The sequence below is a fragment of the Kitasatospora sp. NPDC089509 genome (genome assembly GCF_044749365.1).
Classification (GTDB): domain Bacteria; phylum Actinomycetota; class Actinomycetes; order Streptomycetales; family Streptomycetaceae; genus Kitasatospora.
The window spans coordinates 72,169-96,929 of the sequence record NZ_JBIVHS010000023.1; the positions used below are offsets into that span (position 1 = coordinate 72,169).

Annotated in this window: 19 protein-coding genes; 2 read left to right on the forward strand and 17 right to left on the reverse strand. The window is 74.7% G+C overall.

Translation table 11 applies throughout. The features are described from left to right. The first annotated feature begins 18 nt into the window (after positions 1-18). Positions 19-7,359, forward strand: a complete 7,341-nt coding sequence (locus ACIP4P_RS34495) for an amino acid adenylation domain-containing protein (protein ID WP_400925264.1) — start codon at positions 19-21, stop codon at positions 7,357-7,359. 45 nt (positions 7,360-7,404) lie between these two features. On the opposite strand, the gene ACIP4P_RS34500 is transcribed toward ACIP4P_RS34495, so the two are convergent. The 17 genes from ACIP4P_RS34500 to ACIP4P_RS34580 form a co-directional block, all read right to left on the reverse strand. Then, entirely contained in the window at positions 7,405-8,163 is a 759-nt protein-coding gene (locus tag ACIP4P_RS34500; RefSeq protein ID WP_400925266.1) for a BTAD domain-containing putative transcriptional regulator, read from the reverse strand. Positions 8,164-8,298: 135 nt separating this feature from the next. Beyond that, positions 8,299-8,589 (reverse strand): helix-turn-helix transcriptional regulator, encoded by a 291-nt coding sequence (locus ACIP4P_RS34505; RefSeq protein WP_350516086.1) that lies wholly within the window; start codon positions 8,587-8,589, stop codon positions 8,299-8,301. Between the two features lie 263 nt (positions 8,590-8,852). Continuing rightward, positions 8,853-11,087 carry an MMPL family transporter gene (locus ACIP4P_RS34510; RefSeq protein ID WP_400925269.1) on the reverse strand — a complete coding sequence of 745 codons (2,235 nt, stop codon included), beginning with the start codon at positions 11,085-11,087 and terminating at the stop codon, positions 8,853-8,855. Positions 11,088-11,207: 120 nt separating this feature from the next. Further along, positions 11,208-11,723 (reverse strand): 4'-phosphopantetheinyl transferase family protein, encoded by a 516-nt coding sequence (locus ACIP4P_RS34515; RefSeq protein WP_400925271.1) that lies wholly within the window; start codon positions 11,721-11,723, stop codon positions 11,208-11,210. Positions 11,724-11,983: 260 nt separating this feature from the next. Then, the gene (locus ACIP4P_RS34520; protein ID WP_400925273.1) at positions 11,984-13,144 is read right to left on the reverse strand and encodes an acyl-CoA dehydrogenase family protein; all 1,161 of its coding nucleotides are present in this window, start codon (positions 13,142-13,144) and stop codon (positions 11,984-11,986) included. After that, complete coding sequence (locus tag ACIP4P_RS34525) at positions 13,141-13,908, reverse strand: hypothetical protein (RefSeq protein ID WP_400925275.1); 768 nt, start codon at positions 13,906-13,908, stop codon at positions 13,141-13,143. The genes ACIP4P_RS34520 and ACIP4P_RS34525 overlap by 4 nt, the downstream gene beginning before the upstream one ends. Beyond that, positions 13,905-14,816: a hypothetical protein gene (locus ACIP4P_RS34530; protein ID WP_400925277.1), complete on the reverse strand. Its 912-nt coding sequence runs from the start codon at positions 14,814-14,816 to the stop codon at positions 13,905-13,907. The genes ACIP4P_RS34525 and ACIP4P_RS34530 overlap by 4 nt, the downstream gene beginning before the upstream one ends. Positions 14,817-14,818: 2 nt before the next feature. Next, on the reverse strand, positions 14,819-15,082 hold the full coding sequence (locus tag ACIP4P_RS34535) for a phosphopantetheine-binding protein (protein ID WP_350516092.1): 264 nt from the start codon (positions 15,080-15,082) through the stop codon (positions 14,819-14,821). Positions 15,083-15,190: 108 nt separating this feature from the next. Then, positions 15,191-16,474 (reverse strand): type III PLP-dependent enzyme, encoded by a 1,284-nt coding sequence (locus ACIP4P_RS34540; protein WP_400925280.1) that lies wholly within the window; start codon positions 16,472-16,474, stop codon positions 15,191-15,193. A gap of 2 nt (positions 16,475-16,476) precedes the next feature. Further along, positions 16,477-17,901: a hypothetical protein gene (locus ACIP4P_RS34545; protein ID WP_400925282.1), complete on the reverse strand. Its 1,425-nt coding sequence runs from the start codon at positions 17,899-17,901 to the stop codon at positions 16,477-16,479. Positions 17,902-17,998: 97 nt separating this feature from the next. Continuing rightward, complete coding sequence (locus ACIP4P_RS34550) at positions 17,999-18,931, reverse strand: 3-oxoacyl-[acyl-carrier-protein] synthase III C-terminal domain-containing protein (protein WP_400925284.1); 933 nt, start codon at positions 18,929-18,931, stop codon at positions 17,999-18,001. Positions 18,932-19,026: 95 nt separating this feature from the next. Beyond that, on the reverse strand, positions 19,027-19,641 hold the full coding sequence (locus ACIP4P_RS34555) for a hypothetical protein (protein ID WP_400925286.1): 615 nt from the start codon (positions 19,639-19,641) through the stop codon (positions 19,027-19,029). Between the two features lie 139 nt (positions 19,642-19,780). After that, a complete protein-coding gene (locus tag ACIP4P_RS34560) occupies positions 19,781-21,373 on the reverse strand; it encodes a hypothetical protein (RefSeq protein ID WP_400925288.1) in 1,593 nt (530 codons plus the stop codon). Further along, complete coding sequence (locus ACIP4P_RS34565) at positions 21,367-22,296, reverse strand: ABC transporter ATP-binding protein (protein ID WP_400925290.1); 930 nt, start codon at positions 22,294-22,296, stop codon at positions 21,367-21,369. The genes ACIP4P_RS34560 and ACIP4P_RS34565 overlap by 7 nt, the downstream gene beginning before the upstream one ends. A gap of 162 nt (positions 22,297-22,458) precedes the next feature. After that, a complete protein-coding gene (locus ACIP4P_RS34570) occupies positions 22,459-23,043 on the reverse strand; it encodes a TrmH family RNA methyltransferase (protein ID WP_350518522.1) in 585 nt (194 codons plus the stop codon). After that, a complete protein-coding gene (locus tag ACIP4P_RS34575; protein ID WP_350518521.1) occupies positions 23,040-23,684 on the reverse strand; it encodes a methyltransferase in 645 nt (214 codons plus the stop codon). The genes ACIP4P_RS34570 and ACIP4P_RS34575 overlap by 4 nt, the downstream gene beginning before the upstream one ends. A 161-nt stretch (positions 23,685-23,845) precedes the next feature. Beyond that, positions 23,846-24,328, reverse strand: a complete 483-nt coding sequence (locus ACIP4P_RS34580; protein ID WP_400925293.1) for a carboxymuconolactone decarboxylase family protein — start codon at positions 24,326-24,328, stop codon at positions 23,846-23,848. 223 nt (positions 24,329-24,551) lie between these two features. Between ACIP4P_RS34580 and ACIP4P_RS34585 the strand changes: the two genes are divergently transcribed. Then, the gene (locus ACIP4P_RS34585) at positions 24,552-24,749 is read left to right on the forward strand and encodes a hypothetical protein (protein WP_350518519.1); all 198 of its coding nucleotides are present in this window, start codon (positions 24,552-24,554) and stop codon (positions 24,747-24,749) included. Positions 24,750-24,761 lie beyond the last annotated feature (12 nt).

Sequence of the window (24,761 nt, forward strand, 5' to 3'; positions counted from 1 at the left end):
TTCCGTGAGGAGCCCGGTTTGAATCGGCCGTCCGCCATCAGTGAAGTCCTTCCGCTCTCACCGCTGCAACAGGGACTGCTCTTTCTCTCGGAGTACGACCGCGCCGGGACGGACGTCTACACCATTCAGCTGGTGCTCGACTTCGAGGAGCTGACCGATGCCGAGGCGGGCGCCCTGCGCAGCGCGGCGGAGGCGCTGCTGGAGCGGCACCCCAACCTCAAGTCCTGCTTCCGGCACCGCCGGAGCGGCGAGGCGATCCAGGTGGTGCCCACCACGGTCGCGCTGCCCTGGCGGGAGGTCGCGGTGGCGGCCGCCGGGCCGGACGCGGACGCCGGGTTCGAGCGGCTGGCCGAGGAGGACCGGCTGCGCCGCTTCGACCTCGCCCGCCCGCCGCTGCACCGGCTGACCCTGGCCCGCGCCGGGGACGGGCGGTGCCGGCTGGTGTGGACCGTCCACCACATCCTGCTGGACGGCTGGTCGATGGTGACCCTGCTGGGCGAACTCGCCGAGCTGGCCGCCGGTTCGACGGGTTCGACGGGGCCGACCGGTGCGGTGGGCCTGACCGGCCCGACGGACCTGGCGCCCGCCGCCCGCTATCAGGCCCACCTCGCCTGGCTCGGTGCCCAGGACCGGGAGGCCGCCCGGACGGCCTGGGGTGCGGCACTGGCCGGGGTGACCGAGCCGACCCGGCTGGTGCCGTCCGGCCGTCCCGCGGTCCTCGGCAACAGCGACAGCGACAGCGGCAGCGGCGGCGACGGCCTGCCCCGGTCCGTCCCGCTGGACCTCGACCCCGCCGTGTCCGAGGCGCTGACCGGCTTCGCCCGGGCCCGCGGCCTGACCGTCAACGCGGTGGTGCAGGGCTGTTGGGCGCTGCTGCTGTCCCGGCTGACCGGGCAGTCCACCGTGCTGTTCGGCGCGGTGAGTTCCGGTCGACCGGCCGGGCTGGCGGACGTCGAGCGGATGGTCGGACTGTTCGCCAACACCCTGCCGGTCCGGGTGGACGTCGACCCGGCGCACACCCCGGCCGAGCTGTTCGCCGCCGTCCAGCGCGGCCAGGTCGAGCTGCTGCCGCACGAGCACCTGACCCTGGCCGAGGTGCAGCAGCTCACCGCGGTGCGCGGTGAACTCTTCGACACCGCGCTGATGTTCCAGAACTACCCGATGGGCAGTCTGCGGCTGGACCCCGGCGAGGGGCCGAAGGTGACCGGGGTCGACATCCGCTCGGCCACCCACTTCCCGGTCACCCTGACGGTCTTCCCCGGCACGCCGTTCGGCCTCGCGGTTAACCACCTGCCCGCGCTGGTCGATGCCGCCGGGGCCGAGCTGATCGGACGGCGCTTCGTCCGACTGCTGGCCGCCGCGCTCGCCGCGCCCGACCTGCCGTGCGGGCGGCTGGACGTGCTGGACGTGGCCGAGCGGGCCCGGATCGTCGAGGACCGCAACGCCACCGCGACGACAATCGCGGCGCACGGCGGTCGGCTCGCCCCGCTGCTGGCCGCCCAGGCCGCCCGCACCCCCGACGCACCCGCCGTGCGGTGCGCCGGCGAGCGCCTGACCCACCGCGAACTGCACCGGCGCGCCGACGAGTTGGCCGGTCGACTGGTCGCCGTCGGGGCGGGGCCGGAGCGGGTGGTGGCGATCGCCCTGGACCGCTCGGTGGACCTGGTGGTGGCCGTGCTGGCCGTGCTCAAGTCCGGTGCCGCCTACCTGCCGCTGGACCCGGACCACCCGGCGGAGCGGCTGCGCCACCTGCTCGCCGACGCCGCCCCGATGGTCGTCCTCACCCACCGCCGGGTGCGCGAACTGCTGCCGGAGGGAGCCGAGTCGTGGGTCCTGGACGATCCGGCCGGACTGCCCGCCGCCCCCGCTCCCGCCCCGGCCTCCGCTCCGGCCCCCGGCCCGCTGCCCGAGCCGTCCGGCGACCATCCCGCGTACGTCATCCACACCTCGGGCTCCACCGGCCGCCCCAAGGGCGTGGTGGTGCCGCACGGCGCGCTGGTCAACCTGGTGCTGGACATGGCCGAGCGCTTCGCCGTCACCCCGGCCGACCGGCTGCTCGCCGTCACCACCTTCGGCTTCGACATCGCCAACCTGGAACTGTTCGTCCCGCTCGCCACCGGCGCCGAACTGTTGCTCGCCGACCGGGAGACCGTGCGCGACCCGGCCGCCCTGGCCGAGGCGGTCACCGGTCTGGGCGCCACCGTCCTCCAGGCCACCCCGAGCCTGTGGCAGTCGCTCGCCGCCGACCACGCCCCCCGGCTGGCCGGGGTGCGCGCCCTGGTCGGCGGCGAGGCGCTGCCCGAGCCGCTGGCCCGCGCGCTCACCGCGCACTGCGCCTCGGTGACCAACGTCTACGGCCCCACCGAGACCACCGTCTGGTCCACGGCCGCCGTCCTGGACGGGGAGCGGACCGGCCCGCCGCCGATCGGCACCCCGATCGCCAACACCCGGGCGTACGTGCTGGACGGCGCGCTGCGGCCGGTCCCGGACGGCACCTTCGGCGAGCTGTACCTGGCCGGCGCGGGCCTGGCCCGGGGCTACCTGGGCCGCCCGGCGCTGACCGCCGAGCGCTTCACCGCCGACCCGTACGGCCCGCCCGGCACCCGGATGTACCGCACCGGCGACATCGCCCGCTGGGACCCCTCCGGCCGGATGCTGGAGTACGCCGGGCGCACCGACTTTCAGGTGAAGATCCGCGGCCACCGGATCGAGCTGGGCGAGATCGAGTCGGTGCTGGCCGCGCAGCCCGGCGTCCGGCGGGCCGTCGTCACGGCCCGCACCGACCGGGCGGGGGACGCCCGGCTGGTCGCCTACGTCGTCCCGGCGGCGGTTGACCCGGACGAGCTGCGGGAGCGGGCGGCCCGGCTGCTGCCCGCGCACCTGCTCCCGGCCGGCTACGTCCTGCTGGACGAGCTGCCGCTGACCCCCAACGGCAAGGTCGACCGCAAGGCCCTGCCCGCCCCGGCGGAGGAGCGGGCGGGGCGGGGGCGGGCGCCGTCCGGAGAGCACGAGGAGCTGCTCTGCACGGCGTTCGCCGAGGCCCTCGGGCTGGAACGGGTCGGCGCCGACGACGACTTCTTCGCGCTCGGCGGGCACTCGCTGTCCGCGACCAGGGTGGTCAACCGGCTGCGGGCCGTGCTCGGCCGGGACGTCCCGGTGCGGGCGCTGTTCGACGCCCGGACGGCCGAGGCGCTGGCCCGCGCGCTGGAGCCCGCCGCGGAGCCCGTGGCGGCTGCCGCGGAGCCCGCGACGGCAGGGCGCGCGACGGCGGGGCGCGCGACGGCAGGGCGCGTCCGGCCGGTGCTGGGCGCCGCCGAGCGGCCCGCCACCGTGCCGCTGTCCCACGCCCAGGAGCGGCTCTGGTTCCTGGACCGGATGGACGGCCCGGGCGGGGCGTACCACCTCCCGCTGGCCGTCCGGCTGAAGGGCCCGCTGGACCGGGCCGCCCTGGCCGCCGCCGTCCGGGACGTGCTGACCCGGCACGAGAGCCTGCGCACCGTCCTCGCGGAGGCGGACGGGCTGCCCTCGCAGCTGGTGCTGACCACCGCCGAGGCCGAACCGGCCGGCGCCCGGCTGGAGTCGGCGGAGCTGTCGGCGGCGGAGCTGCCCGGGGCGCTGGCCGCCGAGGCCGCCCGGCCCTTCCAGCTGTCGTCACAAGTCCCGCTGCGGGCCCGGCTGTTCGTGCTCGGTGCGGAGGACCACGCGCTCGCACTGACCCTGCACCACATCGCCGCCGACGGCTGGTCGCTCGGCCCGCTGGTCCGCGACCTCGCCACCGCCTACCGGGCCCGGACCGAGGGCCGCACGCCCGACTGGCGGCCGCTGCCGGTGCAGTACGCCGACCACGCGCTGTGGCAGCGCGCCCTGCTCGGCGCCAAGGACGACCCGGACAGCCTGGCCGCCGCCGAACTGGCGCACTGGCGCAAGGAGTTGGCGGGCATCCCGGAGGAGCTGGAGCTGCCCGTCGACTTCCCGCGCCCGGCCCGGGCCGGCCAGGACGGCGCCGAGGTCGGCTGCGCGCTGCCCGCCGAGGCCCACGCCCGGCTCGCCGAACTGGCCCGGGCCGGCGGCGCCAGCCTGTTCATGGCCGTCCAGGCCGGGCTGGCCGCCCTGCTCACCCGGCTCGGCGCCGGCACCGACATCCCGCTCGGCAGCCCGGTGGCCGGGCGCACCGAGGAGGCCGTCCAGGAGCTGGTCGGCTTCTTCGTCAACACCCTGGTGCTGCGCACCGACACCTCCGGCGACCCGGCCTTCCGGGAGCTGCTCGGCCGGGTCCGGGAGACCGACCTGACCGCCTACGCCCACGCCGACCTGCCCTTCGAGCACCTGGTCGAGGAGCTCAACCCGACCCGCTCGATGGGCCGCCAGCCGCTGTTCCAGGTGGTGCTGGCCTTCGAGAACGCCACCGGGGACCTGCCGCCGATGCCCGGTCTGACCGCGGAGGTGCTGCCGGTCGACACCACCACGGCCAAGTTCGACCTGTCCTTCCAGGTCCGCGAGCGCACCGCGCCGGACGGCACCCCGGCCGGGCTGGACATCCTGCTGGAGTACCGTCGGGACCTCTTCACCGCCGCCACCGCCGCCCGACTGGCGCGCACGCTGGCCACCCTGCTCGACTCCGCCGCCCGCACCCCGGACGCCCCGCTCAGCGCCCTGGCGCTGCTCACCGCCGAGGAACGGCGGGCCCTGTCGACGGAGTGGAGCGGGCCGCCCGCCCCGACCGCCCGCGCCCGCACCCTGACCGCGCTGCTGGAGCGGGCCGCCGCCGAGGTCCCGGACCGCCCGGCGCTGATCGCCCCCGACGCCGTCCCGGCCGGGCCGGACACCCTGCGGCTGGACCACCGGGAGCTGCACGCCCGGGCCAACCGGCTGGCCCACCTGCTGCTGGCCCGCCGGATCGGCCCCGGGGCGGTGGTGGCGCTCGCCCTGCCGCGCTCCCCGCGGCTGGTGGTCGCCCTGCTGGCGGTGCTCAAGACCGGGGCCGCCTACCTGCCGGTGGACCCGGCGTACCCGGCCGAGCGGATCGCCCACCTGCTCGGCGACGCGGCCCCCGCGCTGGTGCTGACCGAGGACGGGGTCGCGCTGCCCCCGACGGACGCCGCACGGCTGCCGCTGGACGCCCCCGGGACGCTCGCCGACCTGGCCGGGCGGCCGGACACCGACCCGACCGACGCCGACCGCACCCGCCCGCTGACCCCGCAGGACACCGCGTACGTCATCTACACCTCGGGCTCCACCGGCCGCCCCAAGGGCGTCGCGGTACCGCACGCCGGGGCCGTCAACCTGGCCGCCGACCTGTACGGGCTGCTGGGGCCGGGCCGCCGGGTGCTGCAGTTCGCCTCGTTCAGCTTCGACGCCACCGTGTGGGAGCTGGCCGCCTCGCTGTGCGGCGGCGGCGCCCTGCTGTTCGCCACCGAGGAGAGCCGGTTCGCCGGGGAGCGGCTGGCCGCGCTGCTGGTCGAGCACCGGGTCGACCACGCGATCCTGCCGCCGCCGGTCGCGGCCGGGCTGCCGGACGGGGTGCCGCTGCCCGCCGACCTGCTGCTCGCGGTCGGCGGCGAGGCCTGCCCGCCCGGACTGGTCGACCGGCTCGCTGGACGGATCGACCTGCGCAACGCCTACGGACCGACCGAGGCCTCGGTCTGCGCCACCTGGAGCGACCGGCTGCGCCCCGGCGGCGACCCCGCGCACCCCGGCGGCGAGCCGGTCGACCAGCCCGGCGGGGAGCCGTCGCCGAGCGGACGGCCGCCGATCGGACGCCCGATCGGCGGTCACCGGGCGTACGTGCTGGACGCGGCGCTGGCCCCGGTGCCGGTCGGCATCACCGGGGAGCTGTACCTCGCCGGGAGCGGCCTGGCCCGGGGCTACCTGGGCCGCCCGGCGCTGACCGCCGAGCGCTTCACCGCCGACCCGTACGGCCCGCCCGGTACCCGGATGTACCGCACCGGGGACCTGGTCCGCCGACGGGCCGACGGCACCCTGGACCACGTCGGCCGGGCGGACCACCAGGTCAAGCTGCGCGGCTTCCGGATCGAGCTCGGCGAGATCGAGGCCGCGCTGGCCCGGCACCCGGTGGTGGTCCAGGCCGCGGTGCGGGTCCGTCCCACGCCGACCGGGGTCCCCCAGCTGGTCGGCTACCTGGTGCCGCTGCCCGGGGTGGCGGCCGTGGACGGGCCGGTGCTGCGGGCCTTCCTCGCCGAGTCGCTGCCCGCGCACATGGTGCCGGCCGCCCTGGTGACGCTGCCCGCGCTGCCGCTGACCGCCAACGGCAAGCTGGACGTCGCCGCGCTGCCGGACCCCGGGGCCGCCGTCCCGGGCACCCCGGAGCGCCCGGGACGGCCGCCGCGGACCCCCGCCGAGGAGGTGCTCGCGGCCGTCTTCGGCGAGCTGCTCGGGCTCGAACGGGTCGACGCCGACGGGGACTTCTTCGCGCTCGGCGGCGACAGCCTGCGCTCGGTGCAGGTCGTCGGCCGGGCCGCGAAGGCCGGGCTCACCCTCTCGCTGGCCGATGTGTTCACCCACAAGACGGTGGCCGCCCTGGCCGCCGTGGCCCGGACCTCGACCGCCGTCCCACCGGCCGGCGCGGCCCCGGCTCCGGTCCCGGCTCCCGGTCCGGTTCCGGCGGCGCTGCTGGAGCCCCTGCTGCCGATCCGGCCCGACGGCGCCGCCGAGCCGCTGTTCTGCGTGCACGGCGGGGTCGGCTTCGGGCTGCCGTACGCCGAGCTGGCCCCGCACCTGGACCGGGACCGGCCGGTCCACGCACTGCAGTCCGAGGGCATCGCGGCCCCGGCCGGGCAGTGGCGCAAGCCCGTCGGGGTACGGGAGTTGGCTGCCGAGTACCTGGCCCGGATCCGGCGGGTGCAGCCGCACGGCCCGTACCACCTGCTGGGCTGGTCCTTCGGCGGGCTGGTCGCGCACGAGCTCGCGGTCCAGCTCCGGGCGGCGGGCGAGTCGGTGGCCTTCCTGGCGGCGCTGGACGTCCACCCGGTGCACCCGGCGGACCCGAACCCGACCGACGAGGAGATCCGCGCGGCCTTCCTGGACCACCACGCCGCCGGAACGGGCATCGACCCGGCGGAGCTGGACCGGCTGATGACGGTGATGCGCCACCACACCGACATCGCGCGGGAGTTCACCCCCGGCCGGTTCGACGGGCCGCTGCTGCTGTTCGTCGCGGCGGGGGACGGCGGGAGCGGTACGGAGAGCGCGGAGCGGGCCGTCGAACGCTGGCGGCCCCACCTCGACGGACCGGTGACGGTGCACCGGATCCCGTGCGGGCACGAGGAGATGCTGAACGCGGAGGCGGCCGGACGGATCGGCGCGATCACCGATGCCGCCCTGCGCCGCCTCCGGTCCTGACCGCGGACGACCGCGACCCCGGGGTGAGCTGCCCTCACCCCGGGGTCACAGCGACGGGTCCTGCATCAGGATCGCCTGGTACAGGTGGTGCAGCCGGCGGCTCGGCTTGAGCCCCAGCTCCTCGTCCAGCCATCTGCGGGTGCGGTGGAAGATGTCCACGGCCTCCGACTGGCGGCCGCAGCGGTACAGCGCGATCATCAACTGCTCGCTGAACCGCTCCCGTTCGGGGTACTGGGCGAGCAGCTGCTTGAGTTCGGCGACCACCGCGCCGGCCTCGCCCGCCTGCAGCTGCGCCGCGATCAGGTCCTCGCGGGCGGTCTTGCGCTGCTCGTCCAGCCGCAGCGCGACGGCCCGGCACCACGGTCCGTCGCTGGTGTCGAGCAGGGCCGGTCCGCGCCACATCCCCAGCGCCGACCGGAGGGTGTCCATCGCTTCGTACGGCCGGTGTTCGACCAGCCCCGCGCCCTTCTCCGCCGTCCGCAGGAAGCGGTACGCGTCGACCGCCTCCTCCGGGACGGTCAGCATGTAGCCGTTGTCGACGGTTCTGATGAGTTCCTGCTCCGGTCCCTCCAGGCCGAGTTCGGCCAGGGATCTCCGCATGCGCTTGACGTTGGCCTGGAGGGCGTTGCGCGCGTTCTTCAACGGCGCCTCCCCCCAGAGTTCGTCGATCAGTTCGTCGAAGGCGACGACCTGGCCGGCGTTCAGAGCGAGCATGGTGAGCATGACGCGGTTCTTCTTGGCCCGTAACCCGACGGTGCGCCGTCCGTCGCCGATCAACAGCGGGCCCAGTATGGAGATGTGCACCAAATTCCCCGTCCCTAGCGGTGAACTCCAGCCACAAGCTTTTCCGTTGAGTCATCGGGGCGCCACCACCGGCAGCGGTCGACTTGTTTGAAGGGGACTGAAAAAGGGGAAAAGCCCGGGTATCATTCGCGCCGGTCAAGTATCGGACACCGGTGGCTCGTCCGGCCATGTACCTTCGTACATGAGTTGGTGGACTTGGGCCACCAGGCCTGCCTGGAGCCGCGACTCCACCCCCAACTTCGCCAGGATACTGGCGACATGGGCCTTCACCGTGCGCTCCGTGACGTGCAGCCGGTCGGCGATCCCGCGGTTGGAGTGGCCCGCGCCGATCAGTTCGAAGACCTGCTGCTCACGTCCGGAGAGGGTGCCCACCCGGGCGAGTTCGTCCCGCCAACGCGCCGAGGCGAGGCCGCCGTCACCGTGCATGCCCCACCACCAGATCCGCTCCCGCCTCCGTGGCGCCTCCGGTCGCCGTTGCGCCCACCCCGGGGAGGCTGCTCGCGCATCGACGAACGCGTTTGCGATTCTACAACTCAGGTAACAAACCACCGTGGCCCGGGCGCCGTCAAACCCCTTGGCATGAACGGCTGTTGGCCTCGTGTACGCACGAAGCGGCCGGGGCGGGCAGCGGCCCGGCCCCGACCGTCCGGCCGGTTGTCACCATTGTTGCGGATGGGTCGGACAGGTCCTCACGGACGTTGCGGAAGGCTTGAGCGGGCCGCCGCCGAGGCCGCCGCGGCGGCGACGACGGCGGGCATCCGAGGGGCCCGGGCGACCGACTGGCGGGCCAGTCGGGAGGGCCACCAGGTCTTCCAGCCGAGCAGGGTGATCATCGCCGGCAGCACCACGATCCGGATCACCGTCGCGTCCAGCAGCACGGCGCAGGCCATCCCCACGCCCATCTGCTTCATCTCGATGTAGTTCAACGAGGCCAGCAGCGCGAACACGCAGACCATCACCACCGCGGCGCTGGTGACCACCCCGGCGGTACGGGTGATGCCCTGCTCGACCGCCTCCCGCAGCGACAGCCCGCCGCGGGCCGCCTCCCGGATCCGGCTGACCACGAAGACGTGGTAGTCCATCGAGAGCCCCAGCAGGATCACGAACAGCATCAGCGGCAGCCAGGCCACCACCCGTCCGGTGGACTCGAAGTGCAACAGGTCCTCGGCCCAGGTGTGCTGGAAGATCAGCGCGAGCACGCCGAAGGACGCCGCGGTGGAGAGCAGGTTGAGCGCCACGGTGATCAGTGCGAGCACCACCGAGCGGAAGGCCAGCGCCATCACCAGGAAGGTCAGCGCCAGCGCCACCCCGAGCACCCAGGGCATCTTGTCCATCACGTTCGCCCGGTAGTCCACGTCGTAGGCCACGTCGCTGCCGCCGACCGCGAACTGGGCCCCCGCGACCGCGCCGAGGGTGCGCGGGGCGAGGTCCGCGCGCAGCCGGTCCAGCGAGGCGCGGGCCTGCGCCGAGCCGCTGTCGAACTGGGTGCCGATCGCCACCGTGGCCACCGTGCCGTCCGCCGAGGTCCGCACCACCGGCGCCGGATCGTGGACGAAGAGCGGGTCGGCCAGCGCGCCCCGGACCAACTCGTGGACGGCGGAGCTGAGTTCGGCGGCACGGCCGGGCGGGACCTTGACCGCCACGGTGTGGGTGTCGGACTGGCTCGGGAAGGACTGGGTCAGCCGCTGGTAGGACTGCATCGCCGGGATCGACCGCGGCAGGTCGTCGATCCCGGTGGCCTTGAGCTTCAACCCCAGCGCGGGCAGCGCGAGCACCAGCAGTGCCGCGACCGAGGCCACCAGCGCGATCACCGGGTGGCGCAGCGAGGGCTTGAGCATGGTCGACCAGAGCCGCGGCTTGACCCCGCCCTTCTGGGTGAGCCGCCACACCAGCGGCACCCGGGGGGCGTCCAGGTAGCGGCCGAACCGGGACAGCATGGCCGGCAGCACGGTCAGCGAGGAGATGATCGCGATCGAGACCACGATCACCGCGCCGGTGGCCATCGACTCGAAGGCGACGTGCCCGCCGAGGTAGAGCGCGCCCATCGAGACCAGCACCACCACGCCGGAGACCAGCACCGAGTGCCCGGAGGTGGCGGCCGCGATCTCGATCGCGTCGATGTTGTCGGCCCCCAACGCCCGTTCCTCGCGCTGGCGTTTGAGGTAGAACAGCGAGTAGTCGACGCCGATCGCCATGCCCATCAGCACGATGAACTGGGTCACCGGACCGGGATCGGGCACGATCTGGGAGGCGACGCCCCACAGCCCGAGCCCGGCGAGCACCGAGGACAGCCCGAGCACCACCGGGACGCTGGCGGCGATGATCGCGCCGAAGACGAAGACCATCACCAGCAGGGTGACCGGCAGGCTGAGCACGGTCGCCTTGCCGAGGTCCTTGCTCAGCATGTCGTTCAGCCCGGCCTTGATCGAGCCGGCGCCGACCAGCTCCATCCGGACGTCGCCGTGCCCCGACCGGGACGCCTCGACGCTGTCCAGCAGCGGCTGCACCCGGTCCGCGGCGGTCTCCGGGTCACCGGCCAGGGTGACCGGGACGAGCACGGCGGCCCCGTCCGGGGCGGACTGCGGCTGGCCGATCGAGGCGATGCCCGGGAGCCCGCGCAGGCCCCGGGTGGCGTCGTCCAGCGCCGCCTGGGCCCGGGCCGGATCGAGCCGCCCGCCGCCCCAGGAGCTGACCAGCAGGTTCTCCACGGCCCGCTCCTGCAGCCCGCCGGCCCGGGCGATCGCGGCGGCCCGGCCGGACTGGCCGATGGAGAGGTCGGAGTTGGTCGCCTGCCGGGTGCCGGTGAGGCCGCCGACCACCAGCGCGCCGACCACGAACGCCACCCAGAGCGCGATCGCCCACCAGGGGTGGACCGCGCTCCACCGAGCCGCCCTGGTGATCACGTTCCTGCCTTCCACGATCACGTTCCCCTCCTCCTCGGTGCGATCGCCGGCGGTGCGGCGTGCGTTCCCACCGAAGAAATCTAGTGACGATCCGACCCGTGATCACGGGTACAACTACGCCGGTTCGAGGGGGAGTTTCTTCTACTTGACACCTGTGCGCGACGCTTCGTCGACGCTCGACCCGGCCCAGGGGGCCCAGCGGGTCCAGGTGTGCCGGGACACGACGAAGGGCCCGTCGCCGAGCAGCGCGACGGACCCCGCGTACGGCTCCGGCTCGTCCGGCAGCAGCAGGTCGGCGACCCGCCAGGGGCCGACCGGGCCGACCGGGGCACCCGGGGCGTGCGCGGGGTCCGGGGCGTGCACGGTGGCCTGGGCGGCCGCGTGGGCGACCGGCAGCGCGAGGCCCTCGGCCAGCCGCCCGCCGACGGCCTTCACACAGGCCTCCTTCCTGGTCCACAGCCGGGCGAACGCCGGACGCCCGCCCCGGGCCACCAACTCCCGCTCCGGGGCCGGGAAGAAGCGCCGGGACAGCCGGTCGACGTCCCGCCCGGAGCGGACCAGCTCGACGTCCACGCCGACCGGCCGCGGGGCCACCGCGAGCAGCGCCAACTCCCCGGAGTGGGACAGGTTGAAGTGCAGCCCGGGAGCGTTCGGCACGACCGGTTTGCCCCAGCGGCCGCGGCCGAGGCGCAACCGCTCCGGCGGACGGCCCAGCCGCTCGCCGAGCAGGATCCGGGTGGCGGCGTGCGCCAGTACGAAGCGGCGCCGCAGCTCGGGCCGCCGGGCGGCGTGGGCGCGGGCCCGCTCGGCCGGGTCGAGCAGCGCCTCCAGCCGGGCCAGGTCCGGTGGTGTGCCGTCCGCCGGGGCGGCACCGGACAGCGGAATGCGCCAGACCTCGACGGCCTGTCCCGTCCTGTTCAGAGCCGGTCCACCTTTCCGGTGTGCAGTCCCTGGAAGAGATTGAGCTTCTGGATGTTCCGGGCGCCCTCCATGAACTCCACGCCCCGGGCGTCCCGGGCGAGTTTGTCCAGCAGGGGGTGGTCCAGCCGGGCGCCGGGGCCGAAGAAGCCGGGCGCGCGCAGGGTGACCTCCTCGGCGACCTGGCAGGCCCGGGCCTTCGCCGCCGAGGCGAGGTATCCGTCGGCGGGCCGACGGTCCACCGCGAGCGCCGCCCGGTAGGTCAACTGCCGGACCGCGTCGATCCGTCGGCCCAGCTCCTCGTACAAGTCCCGCTCCGCGCCGCAGAGTTCCTTGCGGTTCTCGCCGATGTAGTCGTGCGCGGCCCGGGCGATGCCGACGGCGATCGCGGCGACGCTCGGCCGCAGCCGGTTGAAGACCGAGACGATGCCCCACATCCCGCGCCGGGTCGGCGGCAGGTGGGCGCCCAGCACCCGGTCGGCCGGGACGTGCACCCGGTCGAAGGCGACCCGGCACAGCTGCACCCCGCGCAGCCCCAGGGTGGGCAGCGGCTCGGCCCGGTAGCCGGGGTCGGCGGTGTCCACCAGGACGGCCAGCACACCGAGCCGCTCGGTGCCCGCGACCCGCGCGAAGACCGCGCCGAGGTCGGCCCGGGCGGCGTTGCCGACGTAGCGCTTCTCGCCGTCGAGCAGGTACGAGCCGTCGCCCAGCGGGGTCAGGGTGGTGGTCATCTCGCCGATCGCGGAGCCGCGGTCCGGCTCGGTGAGGGCGAAGCAGGTCCAGCGCGGGCGGTCGGCGAGGCGGCCGTACACCCAGTCCCGCTGGGCGGGGCTGCCGAGCACCCCCAGCAGCACCCCGGTCATCGAGGCGCCGGGGGAGGCGAGCATCATCCCGGCGTCGCCGCGGGCCAGTTCCTCGCTCAGCACGGCCCGTTCCAGGGTGGCCAGGCCGTGCGCGGGGCCGCAGCCGGCCTCGGTGTCGGCCCGGTCCCAGTCCGGGGGCGTGAGGTGGCCGGCCAGGAAGCGGACCGCGGGCAGGTCCAGGTAGCGGTGGACGGCCTCCGGGTCGCGGTCCAGTTCGAGGGCGCCGGCCCGTAGCTCGTCGGCCCAGGCGCGGACGTGGCGGTGCGCGGTCCGGAGCTGACCGGGCAGGGGGCTCATCCGGCGTTCCCGGCGTTCCCGGGGGCCTCAACGGTCTCGGGGGCCCCGGTGTCGGGGCCCGCTCCGTGGTGCTCCTGGTCGGTGTGCGCGAAGGGCTCCGCCGCGCCGGGCCAGCCGCAGTGGACGTCGGCGAGCAGCTCGGAGGCGTGGGTGTCCCGGCCGGGCCCGTCGGCGGTGAAGCCGTGGGCGCCGAGCAGCCGCAGCAGGGCGCGGTCGACCTCGGTGATCTGCGCCTGCAGCCGGGCGAGGGCCCGGGCGTCCAGTGGGTGGGCGGGGACCAGCGGTTCGCCTCCCCGGTCCGCCTCGGCCAGTTCGTCGAGCACGCCCGCGATCTCCAGCTGCTCGATCAGGGCGTCCGCGAGCGCGCCCTTGACCAGCTGCTGGAGCAGCAGCGAGGTGCCCTCGACGGTGCGGGCGGCCAGGTAGGCGACGCAGGCCGTGCGCAGTCGCTCGGAGTGTCCGAGCCGCAGCCAGGCCAGTCCGGTGTCCCACAGCAGGGCGTCGCCGCCGGGCGGGGTCCGGGGGCCGGGGGTGGGGTGCAGGACGGCCAGTCCGGGGAGCGGGTCGGGTGTGTCGGGTTCGGCCAAGTCGCCGTACTCGTCCAGGAGTTCGCGGGGCACCACGGCGTGGCCGCGTGGGCCGCGCGGTGGGGAGCCGGGGGAGAGCGCTCTGGACAGAAGGGTGAGGGCGGGGACGAGGCCGTCGCAGCGCGCGCTGGCTCTCGCCTCCCGCCAGTGCTCCCGCACCTCGGCCGGAACGGTCATCTGGGTCTCAACTCCCCCGTGTGGAGCGTGCAGTAGGCCAGGGCGTCGCGCTCCCGGTCGTAGTCGGCGACCACCACCGGCCGGTCGACGTAGCCGGCTCCGTCGGCGTGGGCGGTGGTGGCGTCGCCACGGGCGGCGGCGTCCAGCAGTGCGGTCCAGCTCCCGGTGGCCGGCCGACCGGTCGGCCCTTCGGTCAACGGGCCGCGGTGCGACGGGAGTTCACCGCAGTCGGCGAGGCCCGCGCCGGCCGCCAGGGCGGCGTCCGCGGGCCACTGCGCGAACAGTCCGGGCCCGGGCCGCCCCTGGGCCTGGCCGCCCAGCGGCCGGTCGCGACCGTCCCAGCGCAGCAGCAGCGCCACCGCCGCGTCGCCGTCGAGCTCGACCTCGGCCGAGGACGGCCCGGCGGGCGGCGGGAACGGCTGGGTGCCCTGGTCCACGACCAGCAGCAGCAGCCGCGTCCAGCCGCACCGCCGGGCGTACTCCACGGCCACCCGCAGCGCGCTGAACGGTGCCAGCCGGCCCTGGTCGGACAGCGCGAAGGCGAGCGGCCCGCCCGGCAGCCGGCGCCGGAGGCAGGAGGCGACCAGCTCGGTGTGCTCGAAGTCCGGGGCGGCGTAGGCGACCACCGCCAGCTCGGGGGCGTCCCCGGCGTCCAGCGGTCCCAGCGCCTCCAGCGCGCCGTACGCCAGCTCCACGGAGGTGTGCCGCCCGGCGGCGGCGAACCGGGCGCGGTCGAAGGACGCCCGGTAGGGCGCCCCGAGTTCGTCGTAGAACTCCTCCCGCGCGTCCCCCGGCCGGTACGGCGCGCTGTGGGCCGGCGGGCTGTACCCGGCCGCCCGGACCAGTCGGGGCAGGGCCGCCGGCCCGGCCGGGTGCGGATGCCGGACCGCCGCGGTCGCACGGAACATGCTCAGGCGCCCGCTTCCGCGGCGACGAAGCCGGCCAGCGAGCCCACCGTCTCGAAGTGGGTCATGTCCAGTTCGTCGGCGTCGAACTGGACGTCGAGGATCTCCTCGATGGTGATCAGCAGTTCGAGCGCACTGCTGGAGTCCAGGCCCAGTTCGTCGAAGAGCCGGACGTTCTCGTCGGCGTCGGAGACGTCCTTGTTGAGGACCTCGGTCAGGCCCTTGCGGACGGCCTCCACGAATCTGGGGTCGGTCGCGGTCTCGCTCATCGGGTGCTCCTCACGGGAGGTTCGGGGGTTCGGGGGTGCGGGGTTCAGGGGTTCTCGGGTGCGGTGCCGGAGCGGTGCTCGTGCGGAGGATCGGTGCTCGTGCGGGGGTCAGTCCCCCTGCCCGACCGGCCGGTACAGCCGCTGGCCCGCCAGCAGCACGTCCACGTCGTCGCGCTCGCGGACCAGGTGGGCCCGCCCGTCCAGGACGAGCACCTCGGCCGGGTAGCCGTGGCTCAGGAAGTGCACCGGCGAGGCGGTCGGCCCGTACGCGCCGGAGCGCTGCACCCCGATCAGCTCGCCGGCCCGCAGCGGCGGCATCGGGACCTTCTTGCCGATCACGTCGTTGGGCGTGCACAGCGGCCCGGTGATGTGCCAGGGCTCGGTGGCCGGCTCGTCCAGCCGCTCCAGCGCGGCCATCGGGAAGTTGCGCTTCACGTACGAGCCGATGCCGACCGCCGCCATGTGGTGGTTGGTGCCACCGTCGGTGACCGCGAAGTTCTCGCCCATCGACGTCTTGGTGTAGCGCACCCGGGTGACGTAGGTGCCCGCGGCGGCGACCAGGAAGCGGCCCAGCTCCATGATCAGCCGGGTGTCGGGGTGCCGTCCGACGAAGTCCTCGATCAGCGGGTTGATCCCGGCGGCCAGCACGCCGAGGTCGAGGTCCTTCTCGTTGTCGAAGTAGGCGATGCCGAGGCCGCCCCCGACGTCCACCGTCTCCAGCGGGAAGTCGAGTGCGGCGGCGAGCCGTTCGGCCAGGTCGAGGATCCGCCGGGTGTTCTCCACCACCGACTCCTCGGACAGGATCCGGGTGCCCAGGTAGACCTGGACGCCCATCAGCCGCAGGTGCGGGTAGCGGGCGGCCAGGCCCCGGCCCTCGGCCAGCAGCAGTTCCTCGTCGGTGCCGAACTGGCGCGGCTTGCCGCCCATGGTCAGGCCCGAACCCTTCACCTGGAAGCTCGGGTTGACCCGCAGCGCGACCGGCGCGGTCACGCCGCGCCCGGCCGCCAGCTCGTCGATCAGGCCCAGCTCCTCGACCGACTCGCAGACGATCGCGTGGACGGACCGGTCCAGGCAGGCGGCCAGCTCGGCGCGGCTCTTGCCCGGACCGAGGAAGATGATGTCCTCCGGGCGCACCCCGGCCCGCTCCGCGGTGACCAGCTCGGTCAGCGAGGACACCTCGGCGCGGGCGCCGCAGCTGTGCAGCAGGGCGCAGACCGAGATGTTGGGGTTGGCCTTCAGCGAGTAGAAGACCTCCAGCGCGGGGTGCAGCGCCGCGCGCAGGCCCCGGAAGCGGGTGGTGATCTCCTCGCCGTCGTACAGGTACAGCGGGGTGCCGAACTCCTCGGCCAGCTCGGTGATCGGCAGGCCCTGCACCTCGAATGCGACGCTCACGCTCAGCTCCGTTCCGGGAAGGCCGCGAGGCGGCGGGTGATGTCGGTGTCGATCGCCGCGAGCTCGGCGTCGGAGGCGCCGACCAGCACGCCGTACAGCCGGCCCTCGAAGCCCTCGGGGCTGTCCGCGGCCGTTCCGTGGGCGGCGTTCACGGTGGCGTAGTTGTTGACGAACAGGCCGCGCGGCCGGGCGCCCCGGCCGGTCAGCAGCAGCCCGTCCAGCCGCTCGGCGAGCTCGGCGAAGGGCAGCGGGCGGGTCAGCCGCAGCGGGTGGTGGCGGGCGACGGCGACCTCCTCCGGTCCGGCCAGGCCGCCCTCGTGTACCACGTTCTGGTACGTGGACATGTTGTTGCGGGCGTTGATCTCGATCACCGGGTACAGGCCCTCGTCCGGGTCGACCATCGCGTCCACCCCGACCACGCCGTAGTAGCCGTCGGCGGCCAGCCGCTCGCCGAGCAGCAGCGCGGTCGCGGCGATCTCCTCGACCTGCCGGTCGGAGAGCCGGGCCGGGATGCGGTGGCCCTTGTGCACGCCGCCCTCGGTGAGCAGTTCCTTGACGAAGTCGAAGTGCACCGAGCCGTCCCGGCCCACCGTGAACTGGTAGTTGAGGTCGCAGCGCTTGGCCACCCACTCCTCGACCACCAGCGCGGTGCGCGGCCGCCCGCCGCCGTCCGCCTCCGGGCCGCCCCGGGCCGCCTTCTCGGCCTGCTGGACGGCCATTCGGTGCAGCCGACCCAGCCGGGCCGCGGAGTCCAGCACCACGATGCCCTTGCCGGACACTCCGAAGGCGTCCTTGAGCACCACCTTCCGCCCGGTGTCCAGCAGTTCACCGGCCGCGGCCACCGCGTCCGCCAGCTCCTCCAGGGTCTCGCAGGCCCAGCCGCGGGCCTGGCGGATGCCCAGCTCGTCGGAGAGGCGGCGGCTGTACACCTTGCTGTTGACCCGCTTGCAGACGGCGGCGGTGGGTGCGGCCAGCGGCAGCCCGGTACGGGCGGCGAGCTGCTCCTCGACCACGGAGACGCCGTGCGCGGTCAGCCGGGCACCCTCGCCGCGCAGGCCGGCCAGGGCGGCGATCAGGGCCGGGTCGGCGAGGGCGTCCTCGCTGACGGTGCGCTGCGGGTCCTGATCGGCCACCACGTGCACGGTGGGCAGGGCGAGGCCGAGGCCCTCCAGGTAGTCGCGGTACCCCGGGTCCGGCGCGGTCTTCAGCACGACGTGGTCGCCCTTGCCACCAAGCAGCAGGGTGAACTCGTCCATCCGGTTGACCACCGCGCTGCCTGCGTGCGAGGCGACCCGGGGCAGGGCGGGTTCGCCGAGCGCCCAGTGGTTCTCCACCTCGAAGTTGCCGAGGAACACCAGCGGGGTGTCCGCGGATCCGGTCACCGCGCGCTTGAGCCGCGCGCTGAAACCGGCGGAGGGAAGGTGCATGTCGACCTCGTCCATTTCTCGTGTGCGCTCGGGCGGGGCTGGGGCTGGGGCTGGGGCGGGGCTGGTGCTGGGCGGCGCCGGGGGTGCGAGCCGGCCGTCAGTGCTCGAAGACCATGGCGGCGAAGGTCGCCCCGAGCCCCACGCTGGTCATCAGGTAGCGGTCGCCGGGGCGCAGCCGGCCGAGCTCGGTGGCCTTCTGCAGGTTGATGAAGGGGTCGGCGCAGAAGCAGTGGCCGGTCTCGCCGACCAGGTCCAGGAAGACCCGGTCCAGCGGCAGTCCGAGCTCCTTGCAGACGCCGATCCAGGAGAGCCGGTTGACGTTGTGCGGCAGCACCAGCGCCAACTCGTCGAGCTTGCAGTCGGCTTCGGACAGCGCCGCGTCGATCACCTCGCACAGACCGGGCCCGTACAGCTCCTGGAACTCCTTGGCGGCGACCTCGCTCATGATGAACTCGTCGCCGAACCGCGGGTAGGTGCGGGCCGCGTAGCCGGTCATCCGGTCCGGGCCGGAACGGTCCGCGCTCACCAGGAAGGCCGCGGTGCCCTCGCCCATGACCGTGACGTCCGGGATGGACTGGGTGTGGGTGGTGCAGGCCTTCTCCCCGGCCACCACCAGGGCGAGCGCGCCCGGGTCCGGGTCGGCGGCGAGCAGGGTGCCGGCCAGGTCCAGGGCGAGCAGCCCGGAAGCGCAGGCGTGGTGCGAGACGACGAACGCGGCGGCGTGCTCCAGGCCGAGTTCGGCCTGGAGCGGCCCGAGCGAGGTCAGCGGGTACGGCAGCGGCGAGGGCATGGTGCGTGCTTGCAGGACGTACTTGACGCGCTGTTCCTGGCCGCGCAGCTCGACCAGTTTGGTCGCGGCGCGCAGCAGCAGTTCGGTCTCGGTGGCGGCCGGGTCACGGCACACCTCGTTGAGCCCGTAGAAGCGCTGGTAGCGCCGCAACTGGACGTCCGTCAGCTGGAGTTGCTGTTGGAAGCGGGCGATCGGGATGGTGCCGGGAAGGCAGCTGGAGACCGCCGTGATCGACGTCATGCCCACTACGGTGGCGCGCGGCGCTGACGCTCAGCTGACGCCGGGCTGACCGTCGGCACGGCGGTCTGTCGTGGCCGCAGCCGCAGTCACAGCCGCTACCGGCGCAGGACAGTGCCGCCGTCGATGACCCACAGGTCGGCCGGGACCGGGGTGCAGCTGGTCACCCTGGCCGGTGCGTCCGGGTGCTCGGTGTCGGAGGCGGCCCAGCCGATCCGGCGCTCGCCCTTGCCGTCGGCCGGGTAGAAGGTCAGTCCGGCCTGCGGGTGCCAGTCGGGGTGCGAGACGGTCGGTTGGCCGCCGACCCGGGTGAGGGTGACGGACTCGATCGGCCCGGTGGCGGTCACGGCGCCGTCGGCGTCGACCGTCAGGCAGTCGATGTCGAACTCGACCCGGACGGTGCCGTCCTTGTCGAACACGTGCTGGGCGACGGCATGCCCCCGGGCGCGCCCGGCGCCGGTGACCCCGCTGCCCGCACCCCCGCCGACCGCACCCCCGCCGACCGTACGGGCGTCGACCAGGGCGGTGAGCCGCTCGCCCGGGTTGGGGCCCGGGCCGTGCTCGTTCAGCAGGGTCCAGCTGTGCAGGGTGAGGTGCCGGCCCGCCGCGGCGGGACCGCCCGCCTCGGGAGCGGCCGAGGCGGGGCCGGCCGTCCCGGTGGCGAGGGCCGCGGCGGCGGTGGCGAGCGCGAGGGCGACGGTGAGCTTGCGCATGGTCAATCCTTGCTTGTTCGAGGGGAGTTCGGACGGCTGCCCGACACCTCCAAACTCCCAGCCCGGCCCCCGCCCCGGCCTCCACCGCCCGGACGGACCGGCTCCCCCCGGTGGGGGAACCGCGTCTCCTCCGCCGGGCTCACCGGGCGGCGTGACGTATCGCGTCCAGGGCGAGTGCGGCCGCGGCCAGGGCGGCGGCGAGGCCGGCGACCGCCGCGGGGGCGGGGGCGCGGCCCCCGGAGACGCCGAGGAAGTCCAACCCGCCGACGTGGTTGACCATCCCGTACCAGAGCAGCGGGTAGACGGTCTGGAACAGTCGGGGCCCACGGCTGAGGCTGCCGCAGAGCAGTGCCAGGGCGGGGATCAGCAGGGCGCCCGCGAGGGCTCCCAGCGCCGCTCGGGACTGCCCGGCGCCGGCCAGCCGCAGGGCCGGTACGGCGGCCACCGCCAGGGCCGGCACGATCCCGGCGAGCAGCCCGGCCAGCCCCCGGCGCAGCGGGGACGGACAGGCGGCGAGCAGCTGGTCGGTGCTGCCGCCGTCGGCCCGGTGGCCCATCCGGGACCAGAGCAGCACCGGCCAGAGCATCGCGAACGGCAGCACCGGGTGGCTCGGCCCGTCCGGTGCGACGCCCGCCGCGGCCAGGGCGAGCAGGGCCGCCCCGGCCCACCAGAGCCGCTGCCCCCGGACCAGGATCCGCAGCTCCCCGAGCAGCGCGTCGAACCCGCCGCGCCCCTGCCGGGGAGCGGTCAGCCGGGTCGGATCCAGGGCGAAGCCCGCCGGTTCGGCCGGCCCCGCGGACGCGCCCGTCCCCGCAATCCCCGCAGCCCCCGCCGAGCCGCCCGCCCCGGCACCCGCCCCGGCGCCCCGACGGGCTGGGGACCCGTCGAAGCGCCGGAACCAGAGCGCCCCGAGCAGCGCGATCCCCACCGCCACGCCGACCAGCAGCACCCCCGTGGCCGCTGGTCCGGACGCCTCGCCCGGTCCGAGCCCGGGCCAGTCGAAGCTGCCGAGCACCCGGTTGTCCGCCGTGAGGCCCACGCCGAACTCCACCCCGCCGACCGGTCGCCCGTCCACCGCGAGCACCTCCCGGATCGAGGCGGTGATCCGCCGCATGCCCAGCAGGTCCGGCCCGCCGCCGGCCTGGGCGCCCAGCACGACGACCAGCCAGACCGCGAACCAGACCATCGCCCCCAGCCCGCCGCGCAGCCCGGGCACGGTGTCGAACAGCACCGCGCACCCGGCCACCGCCGCCAGCAGCGGCAGCGTGATCAGGACGTACGGCAGCAGCAGCCGCACCACGTCCACCCGGTCGGAGTCGCCCTTGAGCAGCTGCACCGCGAGGGCCGTCCCGGCCAGTGCGAGCAGCATCGAGCCGAACAGCAGCAGGTTGCTGACGAACTTGCCCGCCAGGTAGCCGATCCGGCTGAGCGGGGTGGCGGCGAGGAGCGTGCCGACCCCGCTGTGTTCGTCCCGCCCGATGGTGCCGCGGGCGATCCCGAAGCCCGCCAGCGAGAGCCAGACCGCGCCGCCGAGCGCCGTCACCGTCCCCACGTAGCCGCTGGTGTAGCGGCCGTGCAGGTCGGTCACCTGGAACACCTCCCAGCGGGAGTCGCCCACCGGCGCGGCCAGCAGCCCGAGCGCGAGCGTGCCGAGCAGCACCACCAGGTAGCCGGGCCGCCGTCGGCGCTCCCGGAAGTCGGCCAGGGCCAGCGCCCCGAGGCGCGTCACCACGCCGTCACCTCCTCCGGCCGCCCGGGGGCGGACCGGCCCGCGGCCGCGCCCCCGCCCGCGTCGGCGGTGAGCAGCAGGTACGCGTCCTCCAGCCGGGGCGGTACGGGCTGCGCCCCGGCGGCGGGCGCGTGCCGGGACAGCACCCGGGCCCGGACGCCCTGCGGGGTGCGGGTGGTGCCGCCGAGCAGGAACCGGGAGCGCAGCGGGGCGATCCGGTCGGCCGGGACGGTCAACTCCCAGACCGAGCCCTCGGCTTCGCGCAGCAGGTCCTCCGCGCTGCCGTGGTGCAGCAGCCGCCCGCCGCCCATCACCGCGATCCGGTCGGCGGTGGCCGCGACGTCCGGGACGATGTGGGTGGACAGCACGACGATCCGCTCGGCGCCGAGCCCGCTGAGCAGACTGCCGAAGCGCAGTCGCTCCTCCGGATCCAGCCCGACCGTGGGCTCGTCCACGATCAGCAGTGCCGGGTCGTTCAGCAGCGCCTGGGCGATGCCCACCCGCTGGCGCATCCCGCCGGACATCGCCCCGAGCCGCTGCCCGCCCGCGTCGGTGAGGTTGACCAGGGCGAGCAGTTCCTCGATCCGGGCCCGGGCGGAGCGCCGCCGCAACCCCTTGGCGGCGGCCAGGTAGGCGAGGAACTCGCGGGCGGTGAGCTGGGGGTAGCCGTCGAAGTCCTGCGGCAGGTAGCCGACGGCGCGGCGGAGCGGCCCGGGCCGGCGGGCGATGTCCACCCCCTCCCACAGCACCCGCCCCGAGGTGGGCCGGGTGACCGTGGCCAGGATGCGCATCAGGCTGGACTTCCCGGCGCCGTTGGCCCCGAGCAGGCCGAGGACGCCGGGCCGGAGCGTCAGCGTGAAGGAGTCCACGGCGCGTCTGCCGCCGCGGTACTGCTTGGTGAGGTCGAGGATCTGGAGTTCGGTCACGTTCGGAATGCTTTCGCGCGGGCCGCCGCCGCACATCTGCCGTTCGGCAGATATCCGACGGCTTCCGGCCCGGAAAACGCTGTGGGGGGTGGGCCTTTCGGCACACCCCCCAAGCTCATCCGATCATCTGACTGAGGGTCAGCGACTCAGGACACCAAAGGATCAGTCGTCGTCCCCGAAGTCGCCCCCGAGGTCGCCGGCGTCGCTCCCGTCCGGCGTGCCGCTGATCGCGTACCCCTGCCGACGCGCCTCGTAGCAGGCCACCGTCGCCGCCGCCGAGACGTTCAGCGAGCCGACCCGGCCCAGCTGCGGCACGAACACCACCTGGTCGCAGAGCGCCAGCGCCTCGGGCGTGATCCCGCGGTCCTCGTGCCCGAGCACGAAGGCCACCGCCGGGGTCAGTTCGGCGGCGAACATCGGCACCGCGTCGTCCGCCAGCTCCAGCCCGACCACCTTGAAGCCGTCGGCCTTCGCCGCCGCGACCGCCTCGGCCACGGTCGGGAAGTGCTCCACCTTCAGGTACTTGTCGGTGCCCATCGCGGCCTTCTGCGCGCCGCTCGACCGCACCGACGGGGTGTCCCCGGTCAGGTACAGCTTCTCGGCGCCCATCGCCGCCCCGGTCCGGACCACCGAGCCGACGTTGAACGGCGACTGCAGGTTCTCCAGGATGATCGCGAGCCGGGACTCGTTGCTGCGCCGCCACGAGCGGTGCAGTCGCTTCAGTTCGGTCCCGCGCAACTGCTTCACGACGTCGTTCCCCGTCCACTTTCGGTGCCCTCGCCCGCTTCCGGGCGGGGCCGCGCTTCCAGAATCCGGAACCCGTTGACCGACGCGACCCGGGAGGTCGGATAGCCCTGGTCGTTCAGCCACTTCTGCAGCGAGTCCGAGCCCAGGTGCTTCTGCACCACGAGGAACGCCGAGCCGTCCGGGGTCAGCCGGCCGAGCCAGTGGGTCAACAGCCCGCGCAGCTCGGCCTTGCCGATCCGGATCGGCGGGTTGGAGTAGATGGTGGCGAACCGGAGGTCCGCCGGGACCTCGTCCGGCAGCGCGGCCTGGACGTTGCCCAGCCGCAGCGCCTCCGCGTTCAGCCGGACCAGGCCCAGCGCGCGCTCGTTGACGTCGACCGCCCACACCGGCAGCCGCTTGCGCCGGGTCGCCCAGGTCAGCGCGATCGGGCCGTAGCCGCAGCCGACGTCCAGGATCGGGCCGCGCACCCGCGGCGGCGGGGCGTGCTCCAGCAGGATCCGGGTGCCCTGGTCGAGCCGGCCGTGCGAGAACACCCCGGCGTCGGTGGTGAGTTCGAGGGTCAGGTCCGGGAGCGAGACCGTGATCGGCCGGCGCTCGCTGGCCACCTCGGGTGCACTGGAGAAGTAGTGCGAGCCGGACATGATTTCCCTGTTTCCCTGTCGTTCGTGCGGGCCGCCGCTCCGGGGCCGTCGTGCGTGACGGCGGCGGGCCGTCGGGGCCACCGGTCGGGTCGGTCGGGCCCTGGGTACGGCACCGATCGTACCCCCGGTGACCCGGGGCCCGTTCCGTCCGGGCGCGCTGGTCAGAGCGTGCCCGGGGTCTTGCGGGTGGCGATGTTGATCCGGTTCCAGGTGTTGATGGTGAAGCACACCGAGATCAGCTGCGCGAGTTCCTCCTCGGCGAAGTGCGCGGCCGCCCGGGCGTACACCGGGTCCGAGACCCCGCCGCCGATCCGGGTGATCTCCTCGGCGAGCGCCAGCGCGGCCCGCTCGCGCTCGCTGTAGACGCCGGCCGGGGCCTCGTGCCAGACCGGCAGCAGGTAGATCCGCTCGTCGGTCTCGCCGGCCTTGCGGGCGTCCTTGGCGTGCATGTCCAGGCAGTACGCGCAGTTGTTGAGCTGCGAGGTGCGCATCTGCACCAGCTCGACCAGCGCCGGGTCCAGGCCCGCGCGGGCGGCGGCGTCCAGGGCGATCATCGCGCGGAACACCTTGGGGACGGTGCGGGCGTAGTCGAGGCGGGCGGTGGCGGTGGTGGCGGTGGCGGTGGTGTCGTTCGTCGTCGTCATGGCTATGACTCTAGGAGCGGAATGAACCCCTCTCACGGGTCATTCGAACACACGATTCATGGGTCAATTTCACCCCTCACGGAACTCCTCACGGAACCCCTCGCGGCACCCCCGGTGGTACGCCGGAAGGGCCCCGGCACGTCGCGTCGGCGGGCCCGGCGGCGGATACTGCGAGTACCGCCATCCGGGCCCTGGGAGCCTCCCGAGAGTGAGGACGGACGCCATGCCGCAGAACCACGAGGACTACCTGATCGACGAGGCCGTGGAGGCCGTCGAGCCCGACGAGGACGAGCCCGCCGGGGAGGAGTACGACGAGGTCGCCGAGCGCCGGGCCCTCGGCGCGGACCCGGCCACCGACGTCGCGGACGCCGCCGAGCAGAGCCGGGTCGTCCAGCTCGACGAGGACGACTACCGCGAGTAGTAGCGCCTGACG